The following is a 24,465-nucleotide window of genomic DNA, read 5'->3' as shown; positions in this document are numbered from 1 at the left end:
GGATTTTATTGCAATTTAGCGATCGCACCTTTTTCGACTAACACCTGTTCGGTTAACAAATCCTTGACCGTGGCGAGCAGTACCCGTTGCTCGTTCACCTCAAATTCTACCGAAATTCGATCCATACCCACCTGTCCACTCGGTTCTAAATGGGCGACACAGACTTGGGCATGATGACTGTCAAGGGAGCGATACTGGGATTGACGATGGAGTTTACTGCTCGACATTCGCCCCAACTCATCATAGGTTACTTCAGCTTGACTCACTTGAGCCACTTCCCCAATATCAAGGCGAATTTCCTTCTGTCCTTCCCTAGCCACTTGTAAGGTTAAGGGATCTTCCCGTTTACAAGGATACTGACTCCCTCGATTAAATAGGGTGAAATAGGAATAAGTGCGGGTGATCGGTTCCCAAAGACGGAGGGCGTAACTGTGGCGTAAATAGTCATCTACCGCTTCAATTTGGGTGAGGGCTAAAGCCCCATGACAGACGGCCTCAAAGGGTTTGCCCAGTTGTACCCGCGATCGCCCAAAATAGGAGACAATCAACTGTTGCACCGCCGGAATTAAACAACTGCCCCCCACCAGTAACACTTGTTCAATATCACTTTTCTGGACTCCTTTCCCCAAGGCCGTCATCACCACTTCATCCAAGGCCTCCCGCAACTGTTCTAAAAACTGGTGGCGTTCTAGAATGTCCTCGAACTGCTCCCGATCTAAACTCAAATCATAGGACATAAAATTTTCCTCATCGAGCCAGCTTTCCGCCGCCTTTTCTTCCCCAGACAGGCGAATTTTCAAGCGTTCTGCTAACTCCAGTAAATTCTGCCAACTCACCTCATCCACACCATCCCGGGAGGTGCCCTGTTGCCTGAGATAGTCTTCCACAATCCAGATATCAATATCCTCTCCCCCCACATAGGCATCAGATTTAGCCAAGACTTGGGCAGAAACCGCTTGCTGGTTGCCCATTGCGCCCTCGGTGCGGACTAAACTTAAATCCAGAGTGCCGCCCCCAAAATCAATTACCAGAACTAACGCGCCGGGATTCTGCACAGCATACCCCAGGGCGGCGGCCGTAGACTCATCAATAAAGCGCCGTTGTTCGACCCCTAATTGATCGGCAAAATCATTAAACCAGTCCAGATACCGTTCAAATGCGCCCACAGGCACGGTAAAAATGAGTTCTGAGGGGGTTATATCTTGCTTTTGGATACTTTGCCAGATTTGCCCTAAAAACCGTTCTGAGACGGTCTGGGCATCGTAGGTTAAACCCTCCAGTTGACGGGGGGGCATTTGGAAATCAGCCGCTAACTCGCGTTTGAAGCCTTTAAAGAGGCGTTCAGGTTCCGTAAAGCCGAGGCGTTGCGATCGCACTTGTTCCCCAATCAAAATCTGATCGGCGGCCTGCACATAGAGCAAACTGGGGATTACAGGCACATCTACCCAACTCCCGTCTTTACTCTTGCTGCGAAACAACCGGGACATTTCCCCGAAGCGTAGGGTTTTCGGGGTTTGGGTATCGGGTTCTAAAAAACTGACGACGGTGTTGCTGGTGCCGAAATCAATAGCAACAGTATTCATTGCTTTAAAAAAGGGACTAGGGAATCGGGGGATGGGGAACTGTTTAGACTCTAGAAACCACAATTGAGATCAATTTCTGATTTTCTTTCTGGGGGCTAGGCTAATCTTCGGGGCTGATGACTGATTCCGTGATTCGTGTTTACTGTGAATCCGCGCAGGCTTAAATTTGTCAAAATGGGGAGGGGTTAGGTTTTGGGTAAGGTGCGACTGACCTTAGCGGGACAGAGAATGCGATCGCCCTCTCGGTAGCCCACAAAGCGAATATACACTAAATCCCCCGCTTGAATATCATTGCGATCGCCTTGATGAATTTGGGGGTCAAAAATCACCTGTTCCCAAGCTGAACCAATGGGTTCATACCCCCAAGTCTGGAGCAGGTTTTTTAAGGGGGTAAATAAAGCAATTAAATTTTTAGCGGGTAAATTGGGTTTAGCCTCGGCCATGGTGCAAGCGGTGGGAAAATTCATCAACAGGGTTTGTAACTGCTCAAAAACCTCAGTCTTAATATCCCCGCGAATCTGCTCAGTTCCCTGTTGCAATTCCGCCCGCATCCGACGACATTGTTGTTGTAATTGTTGCACCTGATAGTTCGCCTCATTCAAGGTTTGATCTTGTGCCGTGGTCTGTTCTTCCAACTGGGCAACCTGAGCTTGAGCCGTTGCTAAACCTTCTTCGGCTGTTGCTAATTGCCCTTTGAGCATCACGGTTTCATCATACAAACTTTGGCATTTTTGATGTAACTTACCAATTTCTTGGAAAGCCACCCCCAAAGACGGGAAAGAAATACCAAACTGTTGTAGCAACTCCTCTAAAGTCCAGTTGAGGGTTGTTGCCAAGCGTTGCAACTGTTGCAACTCCAGTTTTTCAATCGACCCTTGACGCAACTGTTCCAACTCCCGAGGAGTCAAGCCCGCCTTACGTTGTAGAGCCGTCCAACTGGAGAGATTCGCCCGCAAAAGGCGATCGCGCAATAGTTCATCTCCCGGATAGACACAATCTAGATTCTCCTCCCGCGCCATCCGTGACCCAACCACCGTTAACAGAGCCAGAGTCCCCCCGAACCAAAGAACGACACCGAACCAAAAAAGATTGGGGTCATCAACCATGATGCTATCCTCTACTATCCCTGCTGTTCCAGCGATTGTGATTGGCTTTCCGTTTGAGTGAGGATATTCGAGTCCTGGTAATAGTCCGGGAGAAATTCTTGGCTTTCAATTTCACCCATTGCCTGTTCAATCTCCTCCGTCACCTTCGTACAGTGGGGGCCGGAAATGCCATCGACAACCGTTTCAACAATTTTGCCATCTTTGCCGATTCGGTATTCAATTTTCTGGTATTCTGCCATCTTGACTCCAATAAAAATCAGGGTGTTGGGAAAAACGCTCTAGAGCAGCAACTCTAGTTTCCGATTGTATCTCGACATCTTCCCCAATGTATCAGGGGGTGAAACATTCAGGCTGATCTTTTGACCGAAGATTCCAGCCTTCTCCTTTTCTGCCCCCCACTTTGACCGGATGTGATTACAATATGCCTATGAAAACTCATCCCAACCGCACTCTAGCCGGAGAACAACCATCCATTAAGCGGCTTACCGCTTAGGGCATTTCTCCCCCCAGAGGTCAAACCGAGAAATCCCCCCTACCCTACACCATGGGTTAGCGGTGGGATGAAATCTCAAGAAACTAAATTTTCTTAAAGTCTTCAAATGTGATTGCTGAACTCAGTTAAGTTAAACAGTCTATGCACCGGATCCAACTTTGCGCGATCGCCCTCCTAAGTGGTTTAACGGTAGTCATAACCCCGACTACCCCCCTCTTAGCGGCCTCTAACGGTTCTTCCCTAGAACCTCAAAACCCCCTCCGAGTCAGTCAAAACCCCGCCCGAGTAACTGCCCCGGAATTATCCCCCTTTGAAACCCGGGTATTGCGAGAAATTAACAGTGTTCGCACCAATCCTTCAGCCTATGCTGACTGGTTAGAATCCCAGCGTGTCCACTTTAACGGCAACCTCCTAGAAATTCCCGGAGAACCAACCATTGAAACCCAAGAAGGAGTCGATGCCCTTGATGAAGCCATTCGCTTCCTGAGAGAAGCTCGTCCCCTCTTACCCTTACAACTGTCTCCCGGAATGTCGAAAGCCGCTCAAGATCACGTTGCAGATCAAGGGGAAACCGGACAAACTGGCAATACAGGCAGTGATGGCAGCGCCTTTTTTGAACGATTGAGTCGCTATGGTCGGGTCAACGGTCCGGCAGCAGAAAATATCACCTATGGGGAAGAGTCCGCCCGCATCATGGTTATGCGCTTAATTATCGATGATGGTTTATCCCAACGAACCCAGCGCAATAATTTGTTCAATCTTGATTTTAGATTTATGGGGTTAGCTTGTGGTTCACACCCGACCCTAACTAATATGTGTACCATCAATTTTGCTGGGACTTATCAAGAACAACCTATTGCCACTCCCTCCCCAACTCCTCCCGAAACGCCCCCAGAAACTCCCTCTGACACCCAACCGACCTCAACTCCTCCCACTAGCACCTCGGCAGGTGTCATTTTGATTCAAGAAGGCGTGCTACAAGATGGAGATCCCATGTACGAAGATGGAAGTCTTTACCATGAACATCGTTTTCGGGGAGAACAAGGTCAATCTGTCACCATTCGCCTAGAAAGTGATGATTTTGACACTTTCTTAGCCATTTTGAATGAAGAGGGAACAGAGGTTCTCGCACAAAATGATGACATTAGTGAAAATGATACCAACTCCTTAGTTCAGATGACCCTACCCTACGATGGCATCTATCGGGTGTTCGTCAATGGCTATAATCCAACCGATCGGGGGCGCTATCGGTTAGTGATTTACTGAACGGGGAACGGGGAACAGGGAACGGGGGAGGGCGAGCAGGGGAGCAGGGGAGAGAGGAGAGAGGGAGATGAGGAATTAAGACTTATTCCCGACACCCGATTCCCGATTCCCGATTCCCAACTCCCGACACCCCGTTCCCTTGAGCAAAAAACTCTAGGTAGGGTCTGCTGAATATCCCTCTAAGCAGTGTTACTAGGACTTTCAGCCATTTTAAGAGAGAGAAACTGCAAGGTTTTAGGGATAAATCATCAAAAAGACTTGCCTTTTTTCGACCCCCCTGTTCCCCGTTCCCTGTTCCCTGTTCCCTAGTCCCACGAGTAGAGTTATTCAGCAAGCCCTAGGTATTCTTTCACTACACTTGTAATACATAGCGTGTTACACTTGGGAAAGTGGGATATTGAGAGGAGGGAGAGCGATGAGATTGAAGCGCTGGGAATCGCCCCGTCGTGCAGGGCGTAATGACAAAGGACGAGGGGGAACCGCCCGACAGCGCCAGCTACGGAAACAGCAGCAAACGTTGCGACGGAAGCTAAAATCAGCCCCTATGGGATGAATAACGGCTGATCTGCGGCACTACCTAGATCAGCCACTTCCCCCTGCCCGAAAGTGGGTATCCTAACAACAAAAAGCTGTCCTAGAAGCATGGGGCTTGTATCCCAGAATTTTGGTCAAAACTCAAAAAGGGGACTATAATAAAAGTAAGTTGATTTTTTATTCAACTTTTGTCAGTTCTTCCACCCCTATAATAGCCATGACCAAGCACTACATCCTCCATTTAGATCCGAACGCCGAACACCCTTGGGATCAGTGTGTGTTGCGCAATCCCATGACTGGGGAACGGCCAGATTTACAAAATGCGATCGCCCAGGCCGTAGGTTCCGCTTCTGGAGAATACTTGATTGCGGTGAAAATTGAAGTCGAAGTCTTAGAATCCTCCACCCTCCCCCAGTCTAAACCGGAAACCCGTCCCCTAGCTATCTGGAAAACCCCCGTCCCCCTCGCCAACTAATCCCTTGAGACCCGGCAAAATATTGTAGGATCTCAAAATAGGCGAACAACGCAAGATCGAGTCCATTCACCCGTTAGGCGCTCATTATCCGGTTTCTCAGTCCAATCACCCTAAAACCCCGAACGTCACTCAGAAACCGGGTTTCCTGCTCAAATATTTTGGGTTTACCCCCCATTCTTTCAAAATGATCACTTCAGGAAAAAACCATGGGAGAAGAGAAAAGCGGCGTTAAAATCATTACAGATAATCGTAAGGCGAGATATCTGTATGAAATCGTAGAAACCTACGAAGCCGGAATTCAATTAGTCGGTACCGAAGTTAAATCCATCCGTGCCGGACGGGTTAATATGCAGGATGGCTATGGGCTGATCCGTAACGGAGAAGCCTGGTTAATTAACGTTCATATCTCCCCTTACCAAGAGAGTAGCGATTACTTTAACCATGATCCTCGTCGGACGCGTAAGTTATTAATGAAACGCAAGGAAATTAATAAATTAGTCGGCAAATTGGAACAAAAAGGCTTAACCCTCGTGCCGTTGAAAATGTATTTTAAGCGAGGTTGGGTGAAACTGGTTCTCGGTTTAGGACGTGGGAAAAAACTCCACGATAAACGGGAAACGACGAAACAACGCCAAGATCAAAGAGATATGCAGCGCGCCTTGAAACGTTTCTAACTTTCCGATTCTAGGGGAATTTATGAATTCCCCTAGAATTACTACCCGATCAAGGTTAATTCCGTGAAAACTCGGTTGCGGCAATTACAAAAAAAGTTTAAGCAAGTTATCTTTATACAAACTTTATAGAGATCAAAAAAGGAACAAGTTTTCGTAAAAAGACCTGATTTGCCCTTGTCGCTCCCTCAACCTATTAGTTATAAAGGGAGCAACAGGGTCTTCTAGAGCATTGAGAAAAACTAGAAAATAAGGTAAACGACGAATGAACACTAAACTCAGCTTATCTATCTTTGCAGGAATTTTAGCCAGCAGCCTCGGATTAAGTAGTGCCGCGCAAGCAGCAGGTTTTTATTTCCAGACAAATTTTTCGACTAACCCCAGCTTAAGCGGAGATAATCGCTGGCGCGGTGATATCATGCTGGATTCCGTCACCTTTGATGGTCAGACATTTAGCAATTTCTCCTTAGTTGATAATGTGAACATCCTCTACAATGATGCCTTCACAGGGGGAAATACGGGGGCAGCCAGTGCGGATATGGGACGTTTAGCAACTATTGGTTTATCCCAAGAGGATCTCACCAATGAGGGGGCTGTAGAAGCGTTAGGAAATCAGAACCTGGGCAGCATTATTGATGGGGAAGATAGAGGGACTGTCTCAATGGATCTGTTCTTTGAAACAGCCGTGAATAACCTGTTGTTCTGGGAACGGGGCAGAAATAGCGGGATGTCTATTCAAGCCCTTGACAAACAAGGTAACTTGTTAGGAAATTTGCTCAATCTCGACGCTCGTCAGTGGGCTGATGCCGGATTCCGTATGGGTACGATGGAAATTGGCAATAGTGTTCAAAACGTGGGTTCTATTGGGATCTCTCTTGAGGATTTAGGACTTTCTTCTCTCATTCATGGGGTTCGTATAGTAGCGAAAGGAAACAGTTTCTTCAATAACACTGTTTCCTTAGATGATTTGGGATTGTTGGAAAATACGGGCAAAAATGCCGCTTTTTATAATGGCCCTGACTTTAAGGTGGTAGGTTTACAAACCCAACCCGTTCCCGAACCTACGATGATAATTGGTTTAGGTGCTGTCGCGTTCGGTGTGTTAACGACTCGTCGCAAACGGGCGAATAATGCCTAGGAGTCTCTGCTTTGTAGGTTGGCTGCAATGAAATGAACCCAACACTTTCCTCTTGAGTGTTGGGTTTCGCTGTCGCTGCACCCAACCTACGGGGGGTTTTCTTGGTTAGGGGTGGAAATAGTTGTGAATTTCTTGGGCTAATTTTTGACCAATTCCGGGGACTTGTTGTAATTGCTCTGGGGTCGCTTCTCGGATAGAGTCAATGGCATGGAAATGAGCTAGTAATTGCTTTTGTCGTTCAAATCCTAATCCGGGAATTTCTTCTAAGCGCGATCGCCGACTCTGTTCTAAGCGCTGTTGACGGTGGAAGGTGACAGCAAAACGATGGGCTTCATCCCGCAGTCGTCGTAATAATTGAACCCCCGGTTGATCTGGATCTGTGGCTAACGGTTTAGACTGTCCGGGTAGAAAAATTTCCTCCCGTTGTTTGGCTAAACTCACTACAGATAACTCGGCCAACAGAGAGGATTCTGGGTGAGACTGCAAAACAGCCACCACCGCAGAAAGTTGTCCTTTCCCTCCGTCAATCATGACTAAATCGGGAAAATCGGGATCTTCTTGGGGGGAGAGTTGGGGATTGTCTAAATAACGGCGAAAACGACGGCCGATGACTTCGGCTAAACTGGCGAAATCATCGGAATGTCCTATCCTAATTTCTGGGTTTTGAATCTTATAGTGGCGGTAATGTTGTTTCGCGGGGATGCCATCAATAAAAACCACTTGGGAGGCCACGGCATTAGACCCTTGAATGTGGGAAATATCGTAACCCTCAATGCGTTTGGGAAGGGTGGGGAGGTCTAAGACTTGGGCGAGGTCTTGTAGGGCTTCTAGATTGCGATCGCATTTTTTCTGAGTCCAGTCTAACTCATACTGGGCATTGCGTTCCACCAGTTCCACTAATTCGGCCTTAGTCTGGCGCTGGGGGGTTAACAGATGCACTTTTCGCCCCCGTTTTTCCGTCAGCCACTCGGTTAATAAATCCCCTTGGGGCAGGTCATACTGAACTAAAATTTCGCTGGGAATTTCTACCGGGTCAACTTGCCAATAGTGTTCTTCTAACACTCGTTGTAAAATAGCCCCCGGTGTCCCACTTTGAGCGTCCGCAAAAAAGCCTAAACGACCTACTAATTTCCCAGCACGGATCTGGAAAAGTTGAATACAACAATGCTGTTCATTGGTCGCCAAAGCAATAGCATCTCGGGAAATTGTATCATCGGGTAAAGAGACTTTTTGCTCCCCCTGAAGTTGACTTAACCCCTGAATTTGATCCCGTAATTTAGCCGCCAGTTCAAAGTTTAATTCTGCCGACGCTTCCTCCATTTGTCGGGTGAGTGCATCAATTAATTCCCCGGTTCTGCCTTGGAAAATCATCGCCACTTTTTGGACAATTTTCTGATAGTCTTGGGGGGTGATTAAACTTTGACAGACTCCCGGACAGCGCCCAATGTCATAATTCAAACAGGGACGGTCTTTAAACAGGGGTTTAGGACGCTGACGCAAGGGGAAAATCCGCTTAATGAGGTGGAGGGTATTGCGTAAAACTCCCGTGTCTACATAGGGGCCATAGTAGCGGTCTTTGGCTTGGGTGAGTCGTCGTTTTCGGGTGATAAAAATACGGGGATAATCGTCTGACCAAGTAATGCAAATATAGGGGTATTTTTTGTCATCTTTTAACAGAACATTAAAATAAGGTTGATGTTGCTTGACTAAATTTGCTTCTAATGCTAGGGCTTCAGATTCAGTATCGGTGACGATAAATTCAATATCTGCCACTTGACGCACCATCAGGGCGATGCGGTCACTTAGGGGTTGGGAGGAGCGAAAATAGGAACGAACTCGCGATCGCAATTTTTTGGATTTGCCGATATAGAGAATCTGCCCATGACTATCTCGCATCAAATACACCCCCGGTTCCAAGGGGATTTCCTTTAGTCGTTGTTCAATGTGTGGGGGACTAGGGGTAGAGTTTAGCAAGGGTCAACAGGTGATGAAACAGAAAACGAGTTACCTTTTGGATTGCTTTGATTGTACTACTTGGGCAGGGTTTAGGGAGGGATGAGTTCAGAAACCGGGTTTTTGTTAGGGGTTTGGGGGAAAACGAGGGGATGGGTGCAACCCGGTTTCAGGCTTGAGGTCAGAAACCGGGTTTTTGGTAGGAGTTGGGAGGAAATGAGAAAATGAACGCAACCCGGTTTCTTGTTGTCTAAAGGTGATCCCAGTAGTTTGGATTATCTTATACAAAAGCCATCAACCAGCGATATCGACGAGTGGGTAGTTTATTTCAGGGTCGATTTCAAGCGATCGCTGTTGATTCAGATGAGTATTTATGGCAGTTAACCCGGTACATTCATTTAAACCCGGTGAAAGCAAACCTCGTCAATCGACCTGAAGATTGGGAGTTTTCGAGTTATCCAGAATATTTAGGGCTACGACGGGGAAGTTTACCTAAGTTGGATGCAATGCAGGGTTATTTTGAGTCAGCCGCCAATTACCGTTTATTTGTAGAAAGTTCGATCCAAACTACTGCGATTCAGCATTTAATGTTCGATGAATAACAAGCAGTTAGAAACCGGGTTTCAGGGGGGGTGATGGGGGGCAAGGGGTTGGTGCAAGAAACCCGGTTTCAGCCTTGAGATCAGAAACCGCGTTTTTGGTAGGGATTTAGGAGAAAACAAGAAGATAAACGCAACCCGGTTTCTTGGTTAGTGGGGGGAAAGAAACCGGGTTTCAGGGGGGTGATGGTGGGTAAGGGGTTGGTGCAAGAAACCCGGTTTCGGCCTTGAGGTGAGAAACCGGGTTTTTGGGAGGGGTTGGGGGAAAATGAGGGATAAGCGCAACCCGGTTTCTCGATTTTGGGAATGGGGTAGAATTGGGGGTAGTATTCTGAAAAATTGACGATGCTCACTACGGAAACTGAAATTTTAGCGATTTTGCGTAATCTGCCCCAGCCTGCTCTGGATGAGGCGAAAATATTTTTAGATTTTTTGGCTTGGCGGTATCAAAATAATTCGCATCAAGGAGCAAATTTAATTGCGAGTCTGCGAGGAAAGGCGACGGGGGATCTGAGTACTGATGAGATTTTGAGTTTAACGCGGGGTGAGGAATGACGGATTTCCTCGTGGATAGTAATGTGATTCTGGATGTCTTAACTGAAGATCCTTATTGGTTTGACTGGTCAGCCGCACAATTGGCTGATTGTGCTGAGAGTGGAACATTGCATATCAACCCGATTATTTATGCGGAAGTTTCGATTGGGTTTAAGGCTGTGACGGAGGTGGAATCAGTATTTCGCTTTTTTCAGAGGGATGGATTACTTTATGAGGCGGCATTTTTAGCGGGTCAGGCTTTTTTAGCCTATCGTCGTAGGGGTGGTGTGAAAAGATCGCCTTTACCGGATTTCTATATTGGTGCTCATGGGGTTGTGTCTGGGTACAATCTGCTCACTCGTGATGCTACCCGTTACCAAACCTATTTCCCTGAACTTGTCCTTATCAGTCCTAAGTCGAGTGGCTAGTGGTGGGAAAGAAACCGGGTTTCAGGGGGGTGATGGTGGGTAAGGGGTTGGTGCAAGAAACCCGGTTTCGGGCTTGAGGTCGGAAACCGGGTTTTTGGTAGGGATTTGGGGGGCAAACGAGAGGATGGACACAACCCGGTTTCTTGGCTTGGGGGGGGAAGGGGGGTAAAATAAACAGTTGTAAGCAGGTGTGTAAAATGACCAAAGAAGAATTTGAGCTAGTTGTTAGTTTTGCCCCCATGATATTCAGCCATTGCTGAAGCGGCGAGTTGAGCCAGAAGATCCGGAGAACGTGAGAAGGCTTCATCCCAACGGCGCTCATCCTCAATTTCTTCTAGGATGATGGCAGCGATCGCATTTTGCTCACTTTCGGACAAGGTTTGTAATCGGGCGATCGCACTTTCGAGTAATTCGGTCATGGCGACTCTACTCCTTTTGATGCTGACTGGATCTAGTATTGCTGATTTTAGACCTATTGAGGATTGCCTCTACGGAAGAAACCCGGTTTCGGGGTTGGGGGTTAAAATGGGGGGGATGTCTTTGCTGATGGTGTGGCAATGGCTGAGGTGATTAGAATTTTTGCGCTAGGGACAAATTTCGTGTGATGCAACATCAAAATTTATCGGAAATTATTGAGTTGATCAAGGGTTGGTTTGGGGTGCATTATCAGGAGCGGGTGAGTCAGATTGTGTTGTATGGTTCTCAGGCAAGGGGGGAAGCGCGGCTTGATTCAGATATTGATTTGTTGATTGTTTTGCAGTCGGGTTTTGACTATGCTCAGGAAATTGAGAGAACGAGTGAGTTTATTCAAGAGTTGTCTTTAAGGTATGATACGGTAATTTCCCGTGCTTTTATTTCTGATTTTCGGTTTAATCACGAAAAAAGTCCTTTTTTACTGAATGTTCATCGAGAGGGAATTTATTTATAAATCACCAAAATATTTCTACGTCATATTGCTTAAATATACGGTCTTCTGATACCAATGCGAATGTTTCCGATTTGGCTTGGGCAATTAACAATCGATCAAAGGGATCTCGATGATGGAACGGTAGAGTTTTTAGGGTTAATAAGTGTGGAAGATAAATCGGTAAAATTTCAATACCGCTGGGAAGGATATAGTTCATTAAAATTTGTTCGAGTGGGATAGCAAGTTCGAGTTTACCCAGGCTTGTTTTAATGGTTATTTCCCAGAGGCTAGCAATGCTGAGATGTAGGGTGTTTTTTTGATCTTCGATGGCTTGTTTTGCGGTTTGGCTAAGGTTTGAATTGCCATCGATAAGCCAAATAAAGATGTGTGTATCTAACAATAGTTTCATTCCATGTACTCGGCAAAGTCTTTGAGGGGGGCGTTAAAGTCGTCGGCAATTTTGATTTTGCCTTGCATACAGCCAAAGAGGTTTTTGCGGCTGATGGTTGGGTTTGTTAATGGGTGGGGCTGTTGTTGATAGTGGGTAATGAGGTAGGAGATCAGTTGTCGCTGTTCTTGCTGATTGAGTTGGGTAATTTCTGCTAAGACTTTTTCTAGGAGAGGACTCATGATCTACCTCAGTTGTGGGTTGTTTTAATTGTACTTGTTGGGGAGGGGGTTCGGGGGGTAAGGGGTTGGTGCAAGAAACCCGGTTTCAGGCTTGAGGTGAGAAACCGGGTTTTTGGTAGGGGTTGGGGGGCAAACGAGGGGATGAACGCAACCCGGTTTCGGGGTTGGGGGGTTAAAATGGGGGGGATGTCTTTGCTGGTGGTGTGGCGATGGAACAGTACGAAGCGTTTTTACAAGAAGCTCTGCGCTTGACCTATGAGAGCAGCTTTAATCCCTCCGTTGTTTATCCCTTCCTTGAACGCCAGCAAGACAAGCTGAATGAGGATCTGATCGCACTCATTCCCGCCTTTGCCACTCGCAGCAACATCAGTGGTTTGTTCAATTTTGCCAATTTGGTGCAGCAATTTCCCCACGGTCAACGGGCGATTAATGTAGAAATTGCCATTGCGATTTACATCAAAGCCCTAGATTTTTGGGACTGTCAAGATAATCCCGAAGCTTGGGCAACGATTCAAAACAGTTTGGCGGTTGCTTACTGGAATCGTCTGCGCGGAGAGCGAGCCGAAAATATCGAGCGGGGGATTCGCTGCTTCCAAGCTGCCTTAGAAGTCTTCACCTGCACTGCATTTCCCGAAGATTGGGCAAAGACTCAAAATAACTTGGGGACTGCCTACTGTGACCGCATCCGGGGAGAGCGAGCCGACAATATCGAGGAGGGGATTCGCTACTACCAAGCTGCCTTAGAAGTCTTCACCTGCACTGCATTTCCCGAAGATTGGGCAAAGACTCAAAATAACTTGGGGACTGCCTACTGTGACCGCATCCGGGGAGAGCGAGCCGACAATATCGAGGAGGGGATTCGCTACTACCAAGCCGCCTTAGAAGTCCGCACCCGCACCGCCTTTCCCGAAGATTGGGCAAGGACTCAAAATAACTTGGGGAATGCCTACCGTAACCGCATCCGGGGAGAGCGAGCCGACAATATCGAGGAGGGGATTCGTTACTTCCAAGCGGCTTTAGAAGTCTTGACCCGCACTGCCTTTCCCCAATATTGGGCAACGACTCAAATGAACTTGGGAGAAGCCTACCGTAACCGCATCCGGGGAGAGCGAGCCGACAATATCGAGGAGGGGATTCGCTGCTACCAAGCCGCCTTAGAAGTCTTCACCCGTACCGCCTTTCCCGAAGATTGGGCAAAGACTCAAAATAACTTGGGGAATGCCTATAGTAACCGCATCCGGGGAAAAGGAGCTAACAATATCATCAAGGAGGCAATTCGCCGCTTCCAAGTCGCTTTAGAATTCTACAGCCGCACGTCATTTCCCGAAAAATGGCCAGATCCTCAAAATAACTTGGCGACTGCCTACCAAATCCGTATCATCCGGAGAGAGCGAGCCAACAATATCATTGAGGAAGCTATTCGCCGCTTCCAAGTCGCCTTAGAAGTCCGCCTGCGTAACGCTTTTCCTGAAGATTGGGCAAGGGCTGAAAATAACTTGGCGATTGCCCACTCAAACCGCATCCAGAGAAAGCGAGCGGACAATATTGAGGAGGCACTTCGCTGTTTCCAAGCTGCCTTAGAAGTCTACACCCGCACGGCATTTCCCTATGAATGGGCAAGGACTCAAATGAACTTGGGGGCTGCCTACTGGAGACGCATCCGGGGAGAGCGAACCGACAATATCGAGTCGGCGATTCGCTGCTTCCAATCCGCCTTAGAAGTCCTCACCCGCAAGGCATTTCCCTATGAATGGGCAACAACTCAAAATAACTTGGGGGCTGCCTACGAGCAACAAGGTCAGGCCGCAACCGCAATTAACTGCTACCAGGCCGCCTTAGAAGTCTACACCCCCTCCTCCTTCCCCCTAGACTGCCTCAGAACCGGGCGCAACCTCGGCGACCTCGGCTACAACCTCCAAAACTGGGAAATCGCCATCGAAGGCTACGACAACGCCATCCGCGCCGTCGAACAAAGCCGCGACTGGGCCACCAACCCCCAAACCAAACAACAACTGATCGCCGATGCCCTCCCCCTCTACGGGCGCATGATCCAAGCCTGCTTCCAACTCCAACGCTACGAACAAGCCCTCCTCACCGTCGAACGCAGCAAAGCCCGCACCTTCACCGAACTCCTCCACAACGCCAACCGCCTCCCCCAAAACGCCACCCCCGACCAAATCCAACGCTACCAACAACTCAACCGCGAAATCGCCGCCCTGCAATACGCCCTCAACGACCAACCCCCCACCGACCCCACCAACCCCCAACCCGGCCAACGCAGCCACAACCTCCCCAACCCCGCCCCCCAAACCACCCCCCTCCTCACCCTCATCCAACAACGCAAAGCCCTCCTGGCCGAAATCAACGACCCTACCTTCAACGCCTTTGAAACCGTCAAACCTGAACTCCCCGACTTCAGCCAACTCCTCAACAACACCACCGCCATCCTCCAATGGTTCCTCCCCCAAGACTCCGACCTTGGAGCCTACGCCTTCCTGATCACCCACCAAAACAGCCAAACCCACATCCACCCCCACCGCTACAGCCCCGCCCAACGCCAAGCCCTCGACCAATTCAACCAAACCTATAACGACGACTACCGCCAAAACAGTTGGTACGAAGCCCTCGATCAACGCCTCGACCACCTCGCCCAACTCCTCGACCTCCCCCAACTTCTCACCCATCGCCCCAACCCCTGCGATCACCTCATCCTCATCCCCCACCTCTACCTCCACCTCTTCCCCCTCCACGCCCTCACCATCCCGATCCAAACCGCCACAAATCCAGAGGGCGCAAGCATTGCGCCCCTACAGGATTGTTTTGAAAAAGGGGTGCGCTATGCCCCCAGTTGCCAAATTCTCGCCTACCTGTACAACCGCCCCCGCCCCCAAACCACCGCCCCCTTCTTCGCCATCCAAAACCCCACCCAAGACCTCCCCTATACCGACGTAGAAATTGACCTCATCCGCCGCCGCTTCGACCCCGCCCACATCCTCAAACACGCCGCCGCCAATAAACCCGCCTTCGCCCAACCCACCACCCGCGCCCAACTGGAAAACAGCGAAATCATCCATTTCGCCTGTCATGGCGGCTTCAACAGCACCAACCCCCTCAACTCCGCCCTGATCCTCGCCGGAGACAAACCCGCCCCCCCCGACGGCGATCGCACCCTCACCCTCCGGGATGGCCGCCGCTTCGACACCGAACACCAAGGCCTCACCGCCGCCGAAATCTACCGCAACCTGAAACTGGCCTGCCGCCTCGTCATCCTCTCCGCCTGCGAAACCGGCCGCCTCGACACCCGCACCACCGACGAATACATCGGCCTCGCCAACGCCCTCCTTTATGCTGGAAGTAACACCGTCGTTGATACCCTCTGGTGCGTCGATGACTTCGCCACTGCCTTTGTAGCCGTCCGCTTCCATGAAGAACTCACCCCCAACCGCACCATTCCCCAAGCCTTAAAAGCCGCCCAGACTTGGTTCCGCACCTGCACCCCCGCCCAAATCCTAAACTGGTGCAAGCAGACCTTCGACTTCTCAGAGGACGATTTAGACCGTTGCCAAATCAGACTTAACCGCTACAATCCCCAAACTCCTTTTAACCAGCGTCTCTACTGGTCCGCCTTCCGCGTCAACGGGCTAGAATAGAAAAAGCGTCCGCGAGAAAACTAGGGGAAAACATGGCAGCCAAAGACCTGTTTCATGAAGCAGTTAAGGAAGGGCTACAAAAGGAACAATGGCAGATTACGGCTGACCCTTTATTGCTCAAAATTGATCAGGTTAAACTGGAGATAGATTTAGCGGCGGATAGTCTCTTAGTTGCCAACAAAGGGACGGAAAAAATCGCGGTTGAAATTAAGAGTTTTATCAGTAACTCCCTCATTACTGATTTTCATTTAGCCGTTGGACAGTTTATCAATTACCGGACGGCTCTTAGGATGTTGCAGTCAGAGCGAGTGTTGTATTTAGCCGTTCCCGCCGATGCCTTCAATGCTTTTTTTAGAGAGCGTTTCCCCCAAGAAGTTATCCGTTCTTATCAGATTAAGCTGATTGTTTATAATCCTATTCACTCGGAGATTGCCCAATGGATAAATTAGAACATTATCGCCACTGTATTAAAACCCTATTACAAACCCAATCGGGTCATAATTCAAGCACATCTGATGTCGAAAGTCAACTTATTTTTGACTCCGAGGGCGACCATTACCTCTGGATTGATCTGGGTTGGGTTGAGCTTGAATCGGTTTATACTTGCTTTCTGCATTTGGATATTAAGGAGGGGAAAATCTGGATTCAACGCAATCGCACAGAAACCGATATTGCTCAAGCATTAGTCAAGATGGGAGTCCCACCAGAAGATATTGTTTTAGGGCTACATCCTCCCTATAAACGCCCCTATACTGGCTATGGAATGCCACAGTTAGAACCTATTTCTCTCGGTGTTTAAGACATTCAACACTGAACCACTTCCCCGGTGTGTTAGGGGTGCCAATTTTTCTCTCTATTGCTGATTTCAAATTATGCCTCCCGAAGAAATCCAAATTATTGAAGACTTTCTCACATTTATTGAGAATGCCCGCGCCACTCTCCCGACGGCTGACCCGTTCTGGGCAAATCTCCAAAGTTTTCGGACTCAACTTGAAACGGTGGAAGATCGCCCCTTAAAATTAGCGCTGTTTATTCAATCGTGGTGTCGAGAATTTCAGGTAACAATTGACCCCGCCACCATGCACCAACTGCGGGTAAGTGTGCTTAAAAAGGGGCAAGAGATTCCTACGCCAACGGCAGGACAAAAAGCTAGTAAGGTCTACAATAAGGCTGTAATTACTGAGTCAATTAATAATGCTCTCCCGAAACAATCAACATGAGCGATTATCTCTACGCTCCTAGTCTTTATTGGTTTGCCTATCGCTATCGTGAGGGGTTGGTGGTGGCGGATACTCAAGGGGCTTCTGACCCAACTCTCGCCGATTTAGACTGGGTGAAACAAGAATATGATAGGGTTTTATCTCCCTTTGGTGTTGCGCTCACTTCAGCATGGCAAGATGAGGGAATAACCCGCGATTTTGACCTACTGAATAATCCCGATTTGGAGCAAGGACGACAATATGAATATTTCCAGATTCCCACCCAAAATTTAGAGGGATTTGTCTATCCTCAATGCCTCCATGATAGCTATGGGCTGAATCTCAATCTCTTCTGTCCAGAAAATCCGGGGGCGGATCAATATCTGGTTGAAAACTTAGACCAACTCAATCGTCAAGGTTGTTTTACTCCCCCGAAAAAGCCCCCTTTTGGTTATTTAGGACAAACGCTATTATTAACTGCCTATGTCAATCAACCTCGCCCTTCAGAAATTGCGAAACTTGAACCCTTAGCCCACAGCTGCTGGCAAAATTTTTTTAAGGGGCAAGAGGTGGGTTCTTTCCCCCGATTGTATCGCGCCTATGAGTTTTGGGGGGGCTACCTTTATGAGTATGGGAATCCTGAAGATGATTTAAGGGTGAATCCTTTTGGTCATCTACTCATTTGGTTTTTCTTTACAGAGGAAACCAGTTTGATTTTAGAGCGATGTTATTGGGAATTGCCAGAGCTTTTATTGTATTATCACAAAATTAGCGGAACTTTTCGACAGAGCCGCGACTTTTATCAAACAGCAGATACTATTGTGAATAAAAATGAAGAATATCTGCAAACATTAAACCGGGATTATCTCCAAAATGAGCAACGTAACGCCCTGACTGAGCAACAATTAACGGAGCTAAAACAGACGCTGAAGGATTTGCTGACTACTGCTTTAAATTATTCCCAGCAGTTACGCAATCTGGAATATGCCCACAATACCATTGCTATTAATCACAAGAATTATCTTGCTATTCTTGACCAGATGGAACAATTGGCGCAACAGCCTTTAGAGGTGCTGCGCGTGTTTGGGGAAAAGGAGGCTGTCACGTTTCAAGACCAAATTACTGCGGATCTGAACTATTTTCGTCACGGATCGGGGTTGTTGGATACGGCGATTAATTCGATTCGCGGCCTAGTGGAGGTTGATCAGGCGGAGCGCGATCGCACCCTACAAAACCAAAACCAAAAACTCCAGGACTCTATTCAAATCATCGGGGTGGGGATTGCCGCCGGAGCCATTGTCGCCTCGACTTCCCCCCTGATCTTTGACCACCCCCTCACCTGGCCGGGACAAGCCAATCAGGGCGAGAGTCTACACCCCTTTATTCTGGCTATTCTCTTGAGTCTAGGGGCGAGTGTATTCTGTGGTTTCTGCACTTGGGTCTGGGTGAAGTGCCGACGGTAATCAAGGGGCGGGTCTACCCCGCCCCTCATCCCCAAGATTACACCGCCGACAGCGCTTTATCTGCGCTCACTTCTCCCGCTTCAGGACTATCCGCCTCGGAGGGGGGAACCACTTGCCAGAACTTGGGTAACGCCTGCTCCCAATCGGCTAAAATCGCCCGACCTTTAGCGCTGCCCGTTTTCTCAACATGGGCTTCAATTAACCCCTTGAGTTGTTGTTCTCCGGCCGGAGTCACAACGCGCTGAATCTTGACGATTTCCGGGTTAACATGACTGGGAAAACGACCACTTTCATCATAGAAATAAGCCAGTCCCCCGGTCATCCCTGCGCCCACATTGCGGCCACAAGACCCTAACACCACAATTACGCCCCCGGTCATATACTCACAGCAGTGGTCGCCAGCCCCTTCAATGACGGCCTGGCCGAGGGAGTTCCGCACGGCAAAACGTTCCCCAGCGCGACCATTGGCGTAGAGGGTGCCTCCTGTGGCCCCGTAGAGGCAGGTATTGCCCACAATGGCGTTATCGGCCGGATTGTAGGGCGCATTGGCGGGGGGAGTAATGATAATTTCGCCCCCGTGCATCCCTTTCCCTACATAATCATTGGCCTCTCCGGTCAGGTGTAAGATCATGCCGGGGAGGTTAAAGGCCCCGAAACTCTGCCCGGCCGCCCCTTGGAAGTTGAGGTTAAGCTGTCCGGCAAAGCCTTCATCGCCGTAGCGTTTGGCAATTTCTCCGGCAAGGCGAGCGCCTACGCTGCGGTCGGTGTTGACAATGTTCACGGTTTTGGTGATTTGGCCTTGGTCGGTGATGGCCTCCAGAACTTCTGCATCGGCCAATAACTCATCATCAAGGACGGGGCCGTTACTGTGAACCGCTTCATGGACTAACCAAGACCGTTCTTCCGTTACAGGGGGTAAGGTTAAACAGGTGACGTTTAAGCCTTGGGTTTTGCTCACAGGGTTATTTTCCCGCGCTTTGAGCAGGTCAGAACGACCGATGATCTCCTCTAAGGAACGATAGCCTAAACGGGCGAGGAGTTGGCGCACTTCTTCGGCGACAAAATAGAAGAAATTCACCACATCATCGGGGGTGCCGGGGAAACGTTTGCGCAGACGTTCCTGTTGCGTGGCGACACCGACGGGGCAAGCGTTGGTATGGCAGACGCGAGCCATGATACAGCCTTCGGCAATCATCGCCACCGACCCAAAGCCGTATTCTTCAGCACCCATGAGGGCGGCCATGATGACATCGTATCCGGTTTTGATCCCACCATCGGCTCGTAGGAGAACGCGATCGCGCAGATGATTTTCCAGTAAGGAACGATGCACCTCTGTCACCCCTAATTCCCAAGGAACCCCCGCGTGTTTAATGGAACTTAAGGGAGAGGCCCCAGTTCCCCCATCATGGCCGGAAATTTGAATCACATCAGCGTTGGCCTTCGCCACCCCAGCGGCCACGGTACCAATACCAATTTCCGCCACCAACTTCACCGAAACCTTAGCCTTGGGGTTGATTTGGTGCAGATCAAAGATCAATTGTGCTAAGTCTTCAATGGAATAAATATCATGGTGAGGGGGAGGAGAAATCAACGTCACCCCCGCTTTAGACCGCCGCAACATGGCAATATAATCACTCACCTTTTTACCCGGCAGTTGGCCCCCTTCTCCCGGTTTTGCCCCTTGCGCCATCTTGATTTCCACTTGGTCGCCACTCATCAAATATTCTGGAGTCACGCCAAAGCGTCCCGATGCCACTTGTTTCACCGCAGAATTAGCCGTGTCACCATTGCGCAGGCCTTTCAGATGGGGGTGGGAGGGGGATAAACCCTTCTCATCCACATCATTAATCACCCGGTAGCGTAGGGAGTCCTCGCCCCCTTCCCCAGAGTTAGATTTCCCCCCGATGCGATTCATGGCCACCGCTAGGGTTTCGTGGGCTTCAGGAGATAAAGCCCCCAAAGACATGGCCCCACTACAGAAGCGTTTGACAATTTCCTCCACCCCTTCCACTTCATCCACCCCAATGGGGGAACGGTCACTCTGGAAGTCCAATAAATCCCGTAAGGCCGTAGCTGGGCGGTCTTCGAGATACTTCAAATAGGTTTCATAGTGATCATAGCCCTGTTCCATCAAGGCCTTAGCCCCAGTCCCCTGTTCCTGCATGGTTTTAAAGCCCCGTACCGCATTATGCAGGGATTTGGCCATTTCCGGTGAGTTCATGTGATACTCCCCACCGGGTTTATATTTCACAAAGCCGTAGTTTTCCAACTTGTTGGCGTGGAGTTCGGGGAAAGCGCGCTGATGGAAGGTCATGCTTTCCTGGGCTAAATCCCCTAAGGTCATCCCCCCTAAACGGGAGGTTGTGCCTTTAAAGCAGAGGTCAACCACATCTAAGCCCAAACCAATGGCCTCGAAAATTTGCGCCCCGTGATAGGAAGCGAGGAGGGAAATCCCCATTTTCGAGAGGATTTTCAGTAACCCGGCCTCTACCGCCTTGCGATAGTGGGATTGGGCTTCAGAGAGGCTTAATTTAGCAATCTGCCCCCGTTCCATCATCTTCTGGGTCTTTTCACTATGCCACCAGTCCCGGACGGTTTCTAGGGCTAAATAGGGGCAAATGGCGGAGACACCGTAACCCACTAAACAGGCGAAATGATGGGTACTCCAACATTGAGCCGTTTCGACGACCAGAGAGGCCTCTAGGCGTAACCCCTTCTGGATGAGGTGGTGATGCACCGCCCCCACCGCCAACATGGGGGGGATATAGGTTTGGTCGGCCCGGAGGGGTTCTGTTGCCCCTTCGGGGGAGATGGCATCACTCAGAATCAGGATGTGGCTCCCTCCTTTCACCGCTTCGGCCGCTTGCTGGGTGAGGGTCTTTAAGGCCTGTTCTAATCCACTTGGACCAGCAGCGACGGGGTAACGGGTGGAGAGGGTGGCCGGGGCGAAATTGGAGGCTTTAATGGCGGCTAATTCCCCTTCGTTTAAGACGGGAGTAGAGACTTTCAGCGTGGCCACGTCTGAGGGTTGCACGTTAAGCAGATTCCCCCGTTTCCCTAATTCCATCACTAGGGACATGACCAAACTTTCCCGTAGGGGGTCAATGGGGGGGTTCGTGACTTGGGCGAACCGTTGCTTAAAGTAATCGTAGACCAGACGGGGTTTTTCCGAGAGGACGGCTAAGGGGGCATCATCTCCCATGCAGAAGGTGGGTTCTTTACCGTCCAAGGCCATAGAAATCACAATCATTTCCACATCTTCGGCGGTGTAGCCGAAGCTGGTTTGTTGTTGCAACAGTTCCGAGTGGTGATAGGTGCGTTGGTCGCTAAAGGGTTGAGCCGACAGGGACTGACGATGGGTTTTGACCCATTCCCCGAAGGGTTTGGCAATGGCGATGCGTTCTTTAATTTCCCAGTTTTTCTGGACTTCGTGGGTTTCTAAGTCTACAGCCATCACTTGACCGGGGCCTAAGCGTCCTTTTTCGAGAATGCGACTTTCATCAATGGGAACTACCCCGGCTTCCGAGGCGACAATCACTAGGCCATCATGGGTCAAACAGTAGCGGGCGGGGCGCAATCCGTTGCGGTCTAAGCTTGCCCCTACGGTTTTCCCATCACAGAAGACTAGGAGGGCGGGGCCGTCCCAAGGTTCTTGGATGCTGCTGTAAAATTCGTAAAAGTCGGCAATGTGGGGATAGGGTTCTAAGTCGGGCTGATTTTTGTAGGCTTCGGGAACCAAAATCATGGCCGCTTCTAGGGGACTGTAGCCTGTGCGCACTAGCAGTTCCATTGTACTATCCAGGTTAGCGGAATCACTATTGGCGGGGTTGACAATGGGGGTGAGGCCTTGGAGTTCTTCGGCTGTCCAACCGGGAACCGTGAGATGATTTTCTCGGGCGGCCATCCAGTTAATATTGCCCAAGAGGGTGTTAATTTCGCCGTTATGCCCCAGTAAACGCATGGGTTGGGCGAGATACCATTTGGGCATGGTATTGGTGCTAAAACGGCGGTGATAGACGGCGAATTGACTGGTGTATTGGGGGTTTTTGAGGTCGGAGTAAAAGTCGCCGAGGATGACGGAACGCACCATACCTTTATAAACAATGGTGCGGCAGGAGAAGGAGCAGATGTAGAAGTCATCGGAGAGTTTTTTTCCCACTCGCGATCGCGCAATATACAAAACCCGGTCTAATTCCGCCCCACTCAAGGTATCCGATGTCACCATGATCTGTTCAATCCGGGGCATATATTGCCGAGCTTGGGGGCCTAGCACTTCAGGATGAGTGGGAACTACCCGCCACCCCAACACCTGCACCCCCACCTGTTGCACCATCTCTTCAATATAAGCCCGTCCCGCTTGGGCTTCGGCTTCTCCTTGGGGCAAGAACACCATCCCCACCCCCAATTGATCCACTCCGGGCATGGGGATCTGATGTTCGCTAAACCAAGACTCGAAGACGAGACGAGGAATCCCCGTCATAATGCCTGCCCCATCGCCGGAATCGTAGTCAGCGCTACAGCCTCCCCGATGTTCGAGACAACCGAGCGCCCCCAGTGCCTGTTGAATAATTTCATGGTTGACGCTTCCGGTGGTATTGGCTAAAAAGCCTACCCCACAAGCATCTCGTTCTTCCACTAACCAAGGCTGACCGGGGTAGGGATGTTCTACTGTAGAAGTATGTTTAAGGGTTTGATTTTCCATATTGTGCGTTAACCTGATTGACGGTTGATTTTTTTGATAAGGGTTTGTGGACAGTGCAAGCTTTACTGTCCACCGCTTTAGTGATCTTACAATCCGATTTGAGGGATTGATCTAGGCAGAAGAGGTATTTAATCCACCCCTCGTCATGAGGCCTTCGGTCCTGGATGATCACAGGGGGATCGTCCATTATATCGGTCTGGGCTGAAATTGCAAGTCCCAAAGGGGGGGTTGGCGTTTGATGGGGAATCTTGCAACGACGAACTCAGTTGTTCGTTGTTGGGCTTTAGCCCTAAAATGCGCGCTGAAGCGCAACGACGAACCCAGTTGTTCGTTGTTGGGCTTTAGCCCTAAAATGCGCGCTGAAGCGCAACGACGAACCCAGTTGCTCGTTGTTGGGCTTTAGCCCTAAAATGCGCGCTGAAGCGCAACGACGAACCTTTGATGGGATTTTAAGGGAAAATGTACGAGTACCGTAAACTTACAGATGAACAAAAAGCCGAAATTGTCCAATCTAGACTTCAAAAGCAATACCCACCCCATTCACCCCCGCATCTCATTCAAAACCAAGATTATTACTTGATTACTGCCGCTTGCTACGAACATAAACACCGATTAAATACTCCCACACGCCGCCAAGAATTATGGAATTGTTTAGTTGACACCTTGACCCATCAAGGTATTGAAATCCGCGCTTGGGTAATTCTTCCTAATCATTATCACCTCTTAATTACCACTGTTGAATTTAAATGGTTAAGTCAACAACTACGCCTCATTCATGGGCGTTTTGCCCGTCAGTGGAACATTGAAGATCGCTGCACTGGGAAAGTTTGGTGTTCCTATAGCGATCGCGCCATTCGTTCAGAACGCCATTACTATACAACACTAAATTATATTCACTATAATCCAGTCAAACATAATCAAGTTAAATCCCCCTATGATTGGCACGAAAGTAGTGTCCATTGGTATCTCAAGGACAAAGGAAGAGAATGGTTAAGAAGTTGTTGGGTTCAATATCAGATTAGAGATTATGGAAAAAATTGGGATAATTTTTCTCTTTGATAAACCTCCTGATGGAGTGCTATTTTTAAGGTTAGTTAGGGTCTGCTGAATAACGCTACGCGAACGAAACCCCTA

The 24,465-nt window shown here is 49.2% G+C and carries 25 protein-coding genes and 1 pseudogene; 17 read left to right on the top strand and 9 right to left on the bottom strand.

Annotation, left to right across the window (positions count from 1 at the left end; translation table 11 throughout):
• Nucleotides 1-5 precede the first annotated feature (5 nt).
• From SPI9445_RS0123495 to SPI9445_RS0123485, 3 genes are all read right to left on the bottom strand, one after another.
• Nucleotides 6-1,583 carry an Hsp70 family protein gene (locus tag SPI9445_RS0123495; protein WP_026080053.1) on the bottom strand — a complete coding sequence of 526 codons (1,578 nt, stop codon included), beginning with the start codon at nt 1,581-1,583 and terminating at the stop codon, nt 6-8.
• A 185-nt stretch (nt 1,584-1,768) separates the two neighbouring features.
• The gene (gene grpE / locus SPI9445_RS27965; RefSeq protein WP_017307250.1) at nt 1,769-2,689 is read right to left on the bottom strand and encodes a nucleotide exchange factor GrpE; all 921 of its coding nucleotides are present in this window, start codon (nt 2,687-2,689) and stop codon (nt 1,769-1,771) included.
• A gap of 14 nt (nt 2,690-2,703) precedes the next feature.
• Entirely contained in the window at nt 2,704-2,928 is a 225-nt protein-coding gene (locus SPI9445_RS0123485; RefSeq protein ID WP_017307249.1) for a DUF2997 domain-containing protein, read from the bottom strand.
• A 395-nt stretch (nt 2,929-3,323) separates the two neighbouring features.
• On the opposite strand from SPI9445_RS0123485, the gene SPI9445_RS28985 reads away from it, so the two are divergent.
• The 5 genes from SPI9445_RS28985 to SPI9445_RS0123460 all read left to right on the top strand — a co-directional run bounded on the left by SPI9445_RS28985 (nt 3,324) and on the right by SPI9445_RS0123460 (nt 7,266).
• On the top strand, nt 3,324-4,448 hold the full coding sequence (locus tag SPI9445_RS28985) for a CAP domain-containing protein (RefSeq protein ID WP_017307248.1): 1,125 nt from the start codon (nt 3,324-3,326) through the stop codon (nt 4,446-4,448).
• A 415-nt stretch (nt 4,449-4,863) separates the two neighbouring features.
• Nucleotides 4,864-5,001, top strand: coding sequence for a hypothetical protein (locus SPI9445_RS30865; protein WP_164674590.1), 138 nt, complete (start codon nt 4,864-4,866; stop codon nt 4,999-5,001).
• A 198-nt stretch (nt 5,002-5,199) separates the two neighbouring features.
• Nucleotides 5,200-5,457 (top strand): hypothetical protein, encoded by a 258-nt coding sequence (locus tag SPI9445_RS0123470; protein ID WP_026080052.1) that lies wholly within the window; start codon nt 5,200-5,202, stop codon nt 5,455-5,457.
• 206 nt (nt 5,458-5,663) lie between these two features.
• A complete protein-coding gene (gene smpB / locus SPI9445_RS0123465) occupies nt 5,664-6,131 on the top strand; it encodes an SsrA-binding protein SmpB (RefSeq protein WP_017307246.1) in 468 nt (155 codons plus the stop codon).
• A gap of 262 nt (nt 6,132-6,393) precedes the next feature.
• Complete coding sequence (locus tag SPI9445_RS0123460; protein ID WP_017307245.1) at nt 6,394-7,266, top strand: exosortase-dependent surface protein XDP2; 873 nt, start codon at nt 6,394-6,396, stop codon at nt 7,264-7,266.
• Between the two features lie 105 nt (nt 7,267-7,371).
• Here the strand turns inward: SPI9445_RS0123460 and uvrC are convergent, their stop codons facing one another.
• Nucleotides 7,372-9,240 carry an excinuclease ABC subunit UvrC gene (gene uvrC / locus SPI9445_RS0123455; protein ID WP_017307244.1) on the bottom strand — a complete coding sequence of 623 codons (1,869 nt, stop codon included), beginning with the start codon at nt 9,238-9,240 and terminating at the stop codon, nt 7,372-7,374.
• A gap of 248 nt (nt 9,241-9,488) precedes the next feature.
• On the opposite strand from uvrC, the pseudogene SPI9445_RS26800 reads away from it, so the two are divergent.
• The 3 genes and pseudogenes from SPI9445_RS26800 to SPI9445_RS0123435 form a co-directional block, all read left to right on the top strand.
• Nucleotides 9,489-9,821 (top strand): annotated as a pseudogene (locus SPI9445_RS26800) (transposase); the annotation flags it as partial.
• Between the two features lie 342 nt (nt 9,822-10,163).
• Complete coding sequence (locus tag SPI9445_RS0123440; protein ID WP_017307241.1) at nt 10,164-10,373, top strand: transcriptional regulator; 210 nt, start codon at nt 10,164-10,166, stop codon at nt 10,371-10,373.
• Nucleotides 10,370-10,780, top strand: coding sequence for a type II toxin-antitoxin system VapC family toxin (locus SPI9445_RS0123435; RefSeq protein WP_017307240.1), 411 nt, complete (start codon nt 10,370-10,372; stop codon nt 10,778-10,780). The genes SPI9445_RS0123440 and SPI9445_RS0123435 overlap by 4 nt, the downstream gene beginning before the upstream one ends.
• Here SPI9445_RS0123435 and SPI9445_RS0123430 read toward each other — a convergent pair.
• Nucleotides 10,764-11,021 carry a hypothetical protein gene (locus tag SPI9445_RS0123430; RefSeq protein WP_017307239.1) on the bottom strand — a complete coding sequence of 86 codons (258 nt, stop codon included), beginning with the start codon at nt 11,019-11,021 and terminating at the stop codon, nt 10,764-10,766. The two genes, SPI9445_RS0123435 and SPI9445_RS0123430, sit on opposite strands and share 17 nt — an antisense overlap.
• Entirely contained in the window at nt 10,999-11,199 is a 201-nt protein-coding gene (locus tag SPI9445_RS0123425; RefSeq protein ID WP_017307238.1) for a hypothetical protein, read from the bottom strand. Before SPI9445_RS0123425 ends, SPI9445_RS0123430 begins: the two co-directional genes overlap by 23 nt.
• On the opposite strand from SPI9445_RS0123425, the gene SPI9445_RS30860 reads away from it, so the two are divergent.
• Both SPI9445_RS30860 and SPI9445_RS0123415 read left to right on the top strand, forming a co-directional pair.
• Nucleotides 11,198-11,350, top strand: coding sequence for a hypothetical protein (locus tag SPI9445_RS30860; protein WP_017307237.1), 153 nt, complete (start codon nt 11,198-11,200; stop codon nt 11,348-11,350). The genes SPI9445_RS0123425 and SPI9445_RS30860 overlap by 2 nt on opposite strands.
• A 34-nt stretch (nt 11,351-11,384) precedes the next feature.
• Nucleotides 11,385-11,708, top strand: a complete 324-nt coding sequence (locus SPI9445_RS0123415; RefSeq protein ID WP_017307236.1) for a nucleotidyltransferase domain-containing protein — start codon at nt 11,385-11,387, stop codon at nt 11,706-11,708.
• A 1-nt stretch (nt 11,709) separates the two neighbouring features.
• Here SPI9445_RS0123415 and SPI9445_RS0123410 read toward each other — a convergent pair whose 3' ends face one another.
• Nucleotides 11,710-12,096, bottom strand: a complete 387-nt coding sequence (locus SPI9445_RS0123410) for a type II toxin-antitoxin system VapC family toxin (RefSeq protein ID WP_017307235.1) — start codon at nt 12,094-12,096, stop codon at nt 11,710-11,712.
• On the bottom strand, nt 12,093-12,317 hold the full coding sequence (locus SPI9445_RS0123405; RefSeq protein WP_017307234.1) for a DUF2281 domain-containing protein: 225 nt from the start codon (nt 12,315-12,317) through the stop codon (nt 12,093-12,095). Before SPI9445_RS0123405 ends, SPI9445_RS0123410 begins: the two co-directional genes overlap by 4 nt.
• Nucleotides 12,318-12,526: 209 nt before the next feature.
• Here SPI9445_RS0123405 and SPI9445_RS31765 point away from each other — a divergent pair, with 209 nt between their 5' ends.
• The 5 genes from SPI9445_RS31765 (at nt 12,527) to SPI9445_RS0123380 (ending at nt 18,629) form a co-directional block, all read left to right on the top strand.
• Nucleotides 12,527-15,967, top strand: a complete 3,441-nt coding sequence (locus SPI9445_RS31765; RefSeq protein WP_017307233.1) for a CHAT domain-containing protein — start codon at nt 12,527-12,529, stop codon at nt 15,965-15,967.
• Between the two features lie 32 nt (nt 15,968-15,999).
• Nucleotides 16,000-16,416, top strand: a complete 417-nt coding sequence (locus SPI9445_RS0123395; RefSeq protein WP_017307232.1) for a XisH family protein — start codon at nt 16,000-16,002, stop codon at nt 16,414-16,416.
• Complete coding sequence (locus SPI9445_RS0123390) at nt 16,404-16,766, top strand: XisI protein (RefSeq protein ID WP_017307231.1); 363 nt, start codon at nt 16,404-16,406, stop codon at nt 16,764-16,766. The genes SPI9445_RS0123395 and SPI9445_RS0123390 overlap by 13 nt, the downstream gene beginning before the upstream one ends.
• 73 nt (nt 16,767-16,839) lie before the next feature.
• Nucleotides 16,840-17,187 carry a hypothetical protein gene (locus tag SPI9445_RS26795; protein WP_017307230.1) on the top strand — a complete coding sequence of 116 codons (348 nt, stop codon included), beginning with the start codon at nt 16,840-16,842 and terminating at the stop codon, nt 17,185-17,187.
• The gene (locus SPI9445_RS0123380) at nt 17,184-18,629 is read left to right on the top strand and encodes a hypothetical protein (protein ID WP_017307229.1); all 1,446 of its coding nucleotides are present in this window, start codon (nt 17,184-17,186) and stop codon (nt 18,627-18,629) included. Before SPI9445_RS26795 ends, SPI9445_RS0123380 begins: the two co-directional genes overlap by 4 nt.
• A 37-nt stretch (nt 18,630-18,666) precedes the next feature.
• Here SPI9445_RS0123380 and SPI9445_RS0123375 read toward each other — a convergent pair whose 3' ends face one another.
• The gene (locus SPI9445_RS0123375) at nt 18,667-23,331 is read right to left on the bottom strand and encodes a glutamate synthase-related protein (protein WP_017307228.1); all 4,665 of its coding nucleotides are present in this window, start codon (nt 23,329-23,331) and stop codon (nt 18,667-18,669) included.
• Between the two features lie 238 nt (nt 23,332-23,569).
• Between SPI9445_RS0123375 and SPI9445_RS30855 the strand changes: the two genes are divergently transcribed.
• Nucleotides 23,570-23,734, top strand: a complete 165-nt coding sequence (locus SPI9445_RS30855) for a hypothetical protein (protein ID WP_164674588.1) — start codon at nt 23,570-23,572, stop codon at nt 23,732-23,734.
• Between the two features lie 56 nt (nt 23,735-23,790).
• Nucleotides 23,791-24,390 carry an REP-associated tyrosine transposase gene (locus SPI9445_RS0123370; protein ID WP_017307227.1) on the top strand — a complete coding sequence of 200 codons (600 nt, stop codon included), beginning with the start codon at nt 23,791-23,793 and terminating at the stop codon, nt 24,388-24,390.
• The last annotated feature ends 75 nt before the right edge of the window (nt 24,391-24,465 follow it).

Origin of the sequence: Spirulina subsalsa PCC 9445, from assembly GCF_000314005.1 — a bacterium.
Classification (GTDB): domain Bacteria; phylum Cyanobacteriota; class Cyanobacteriia; order Cyanobacteriales; family Spirulinaceae; genus Spirulina_A; species Spirulina_A subsalsa.
This window is presented reverse-complemented; position numbering and strand designations above follow the sequence as displayed.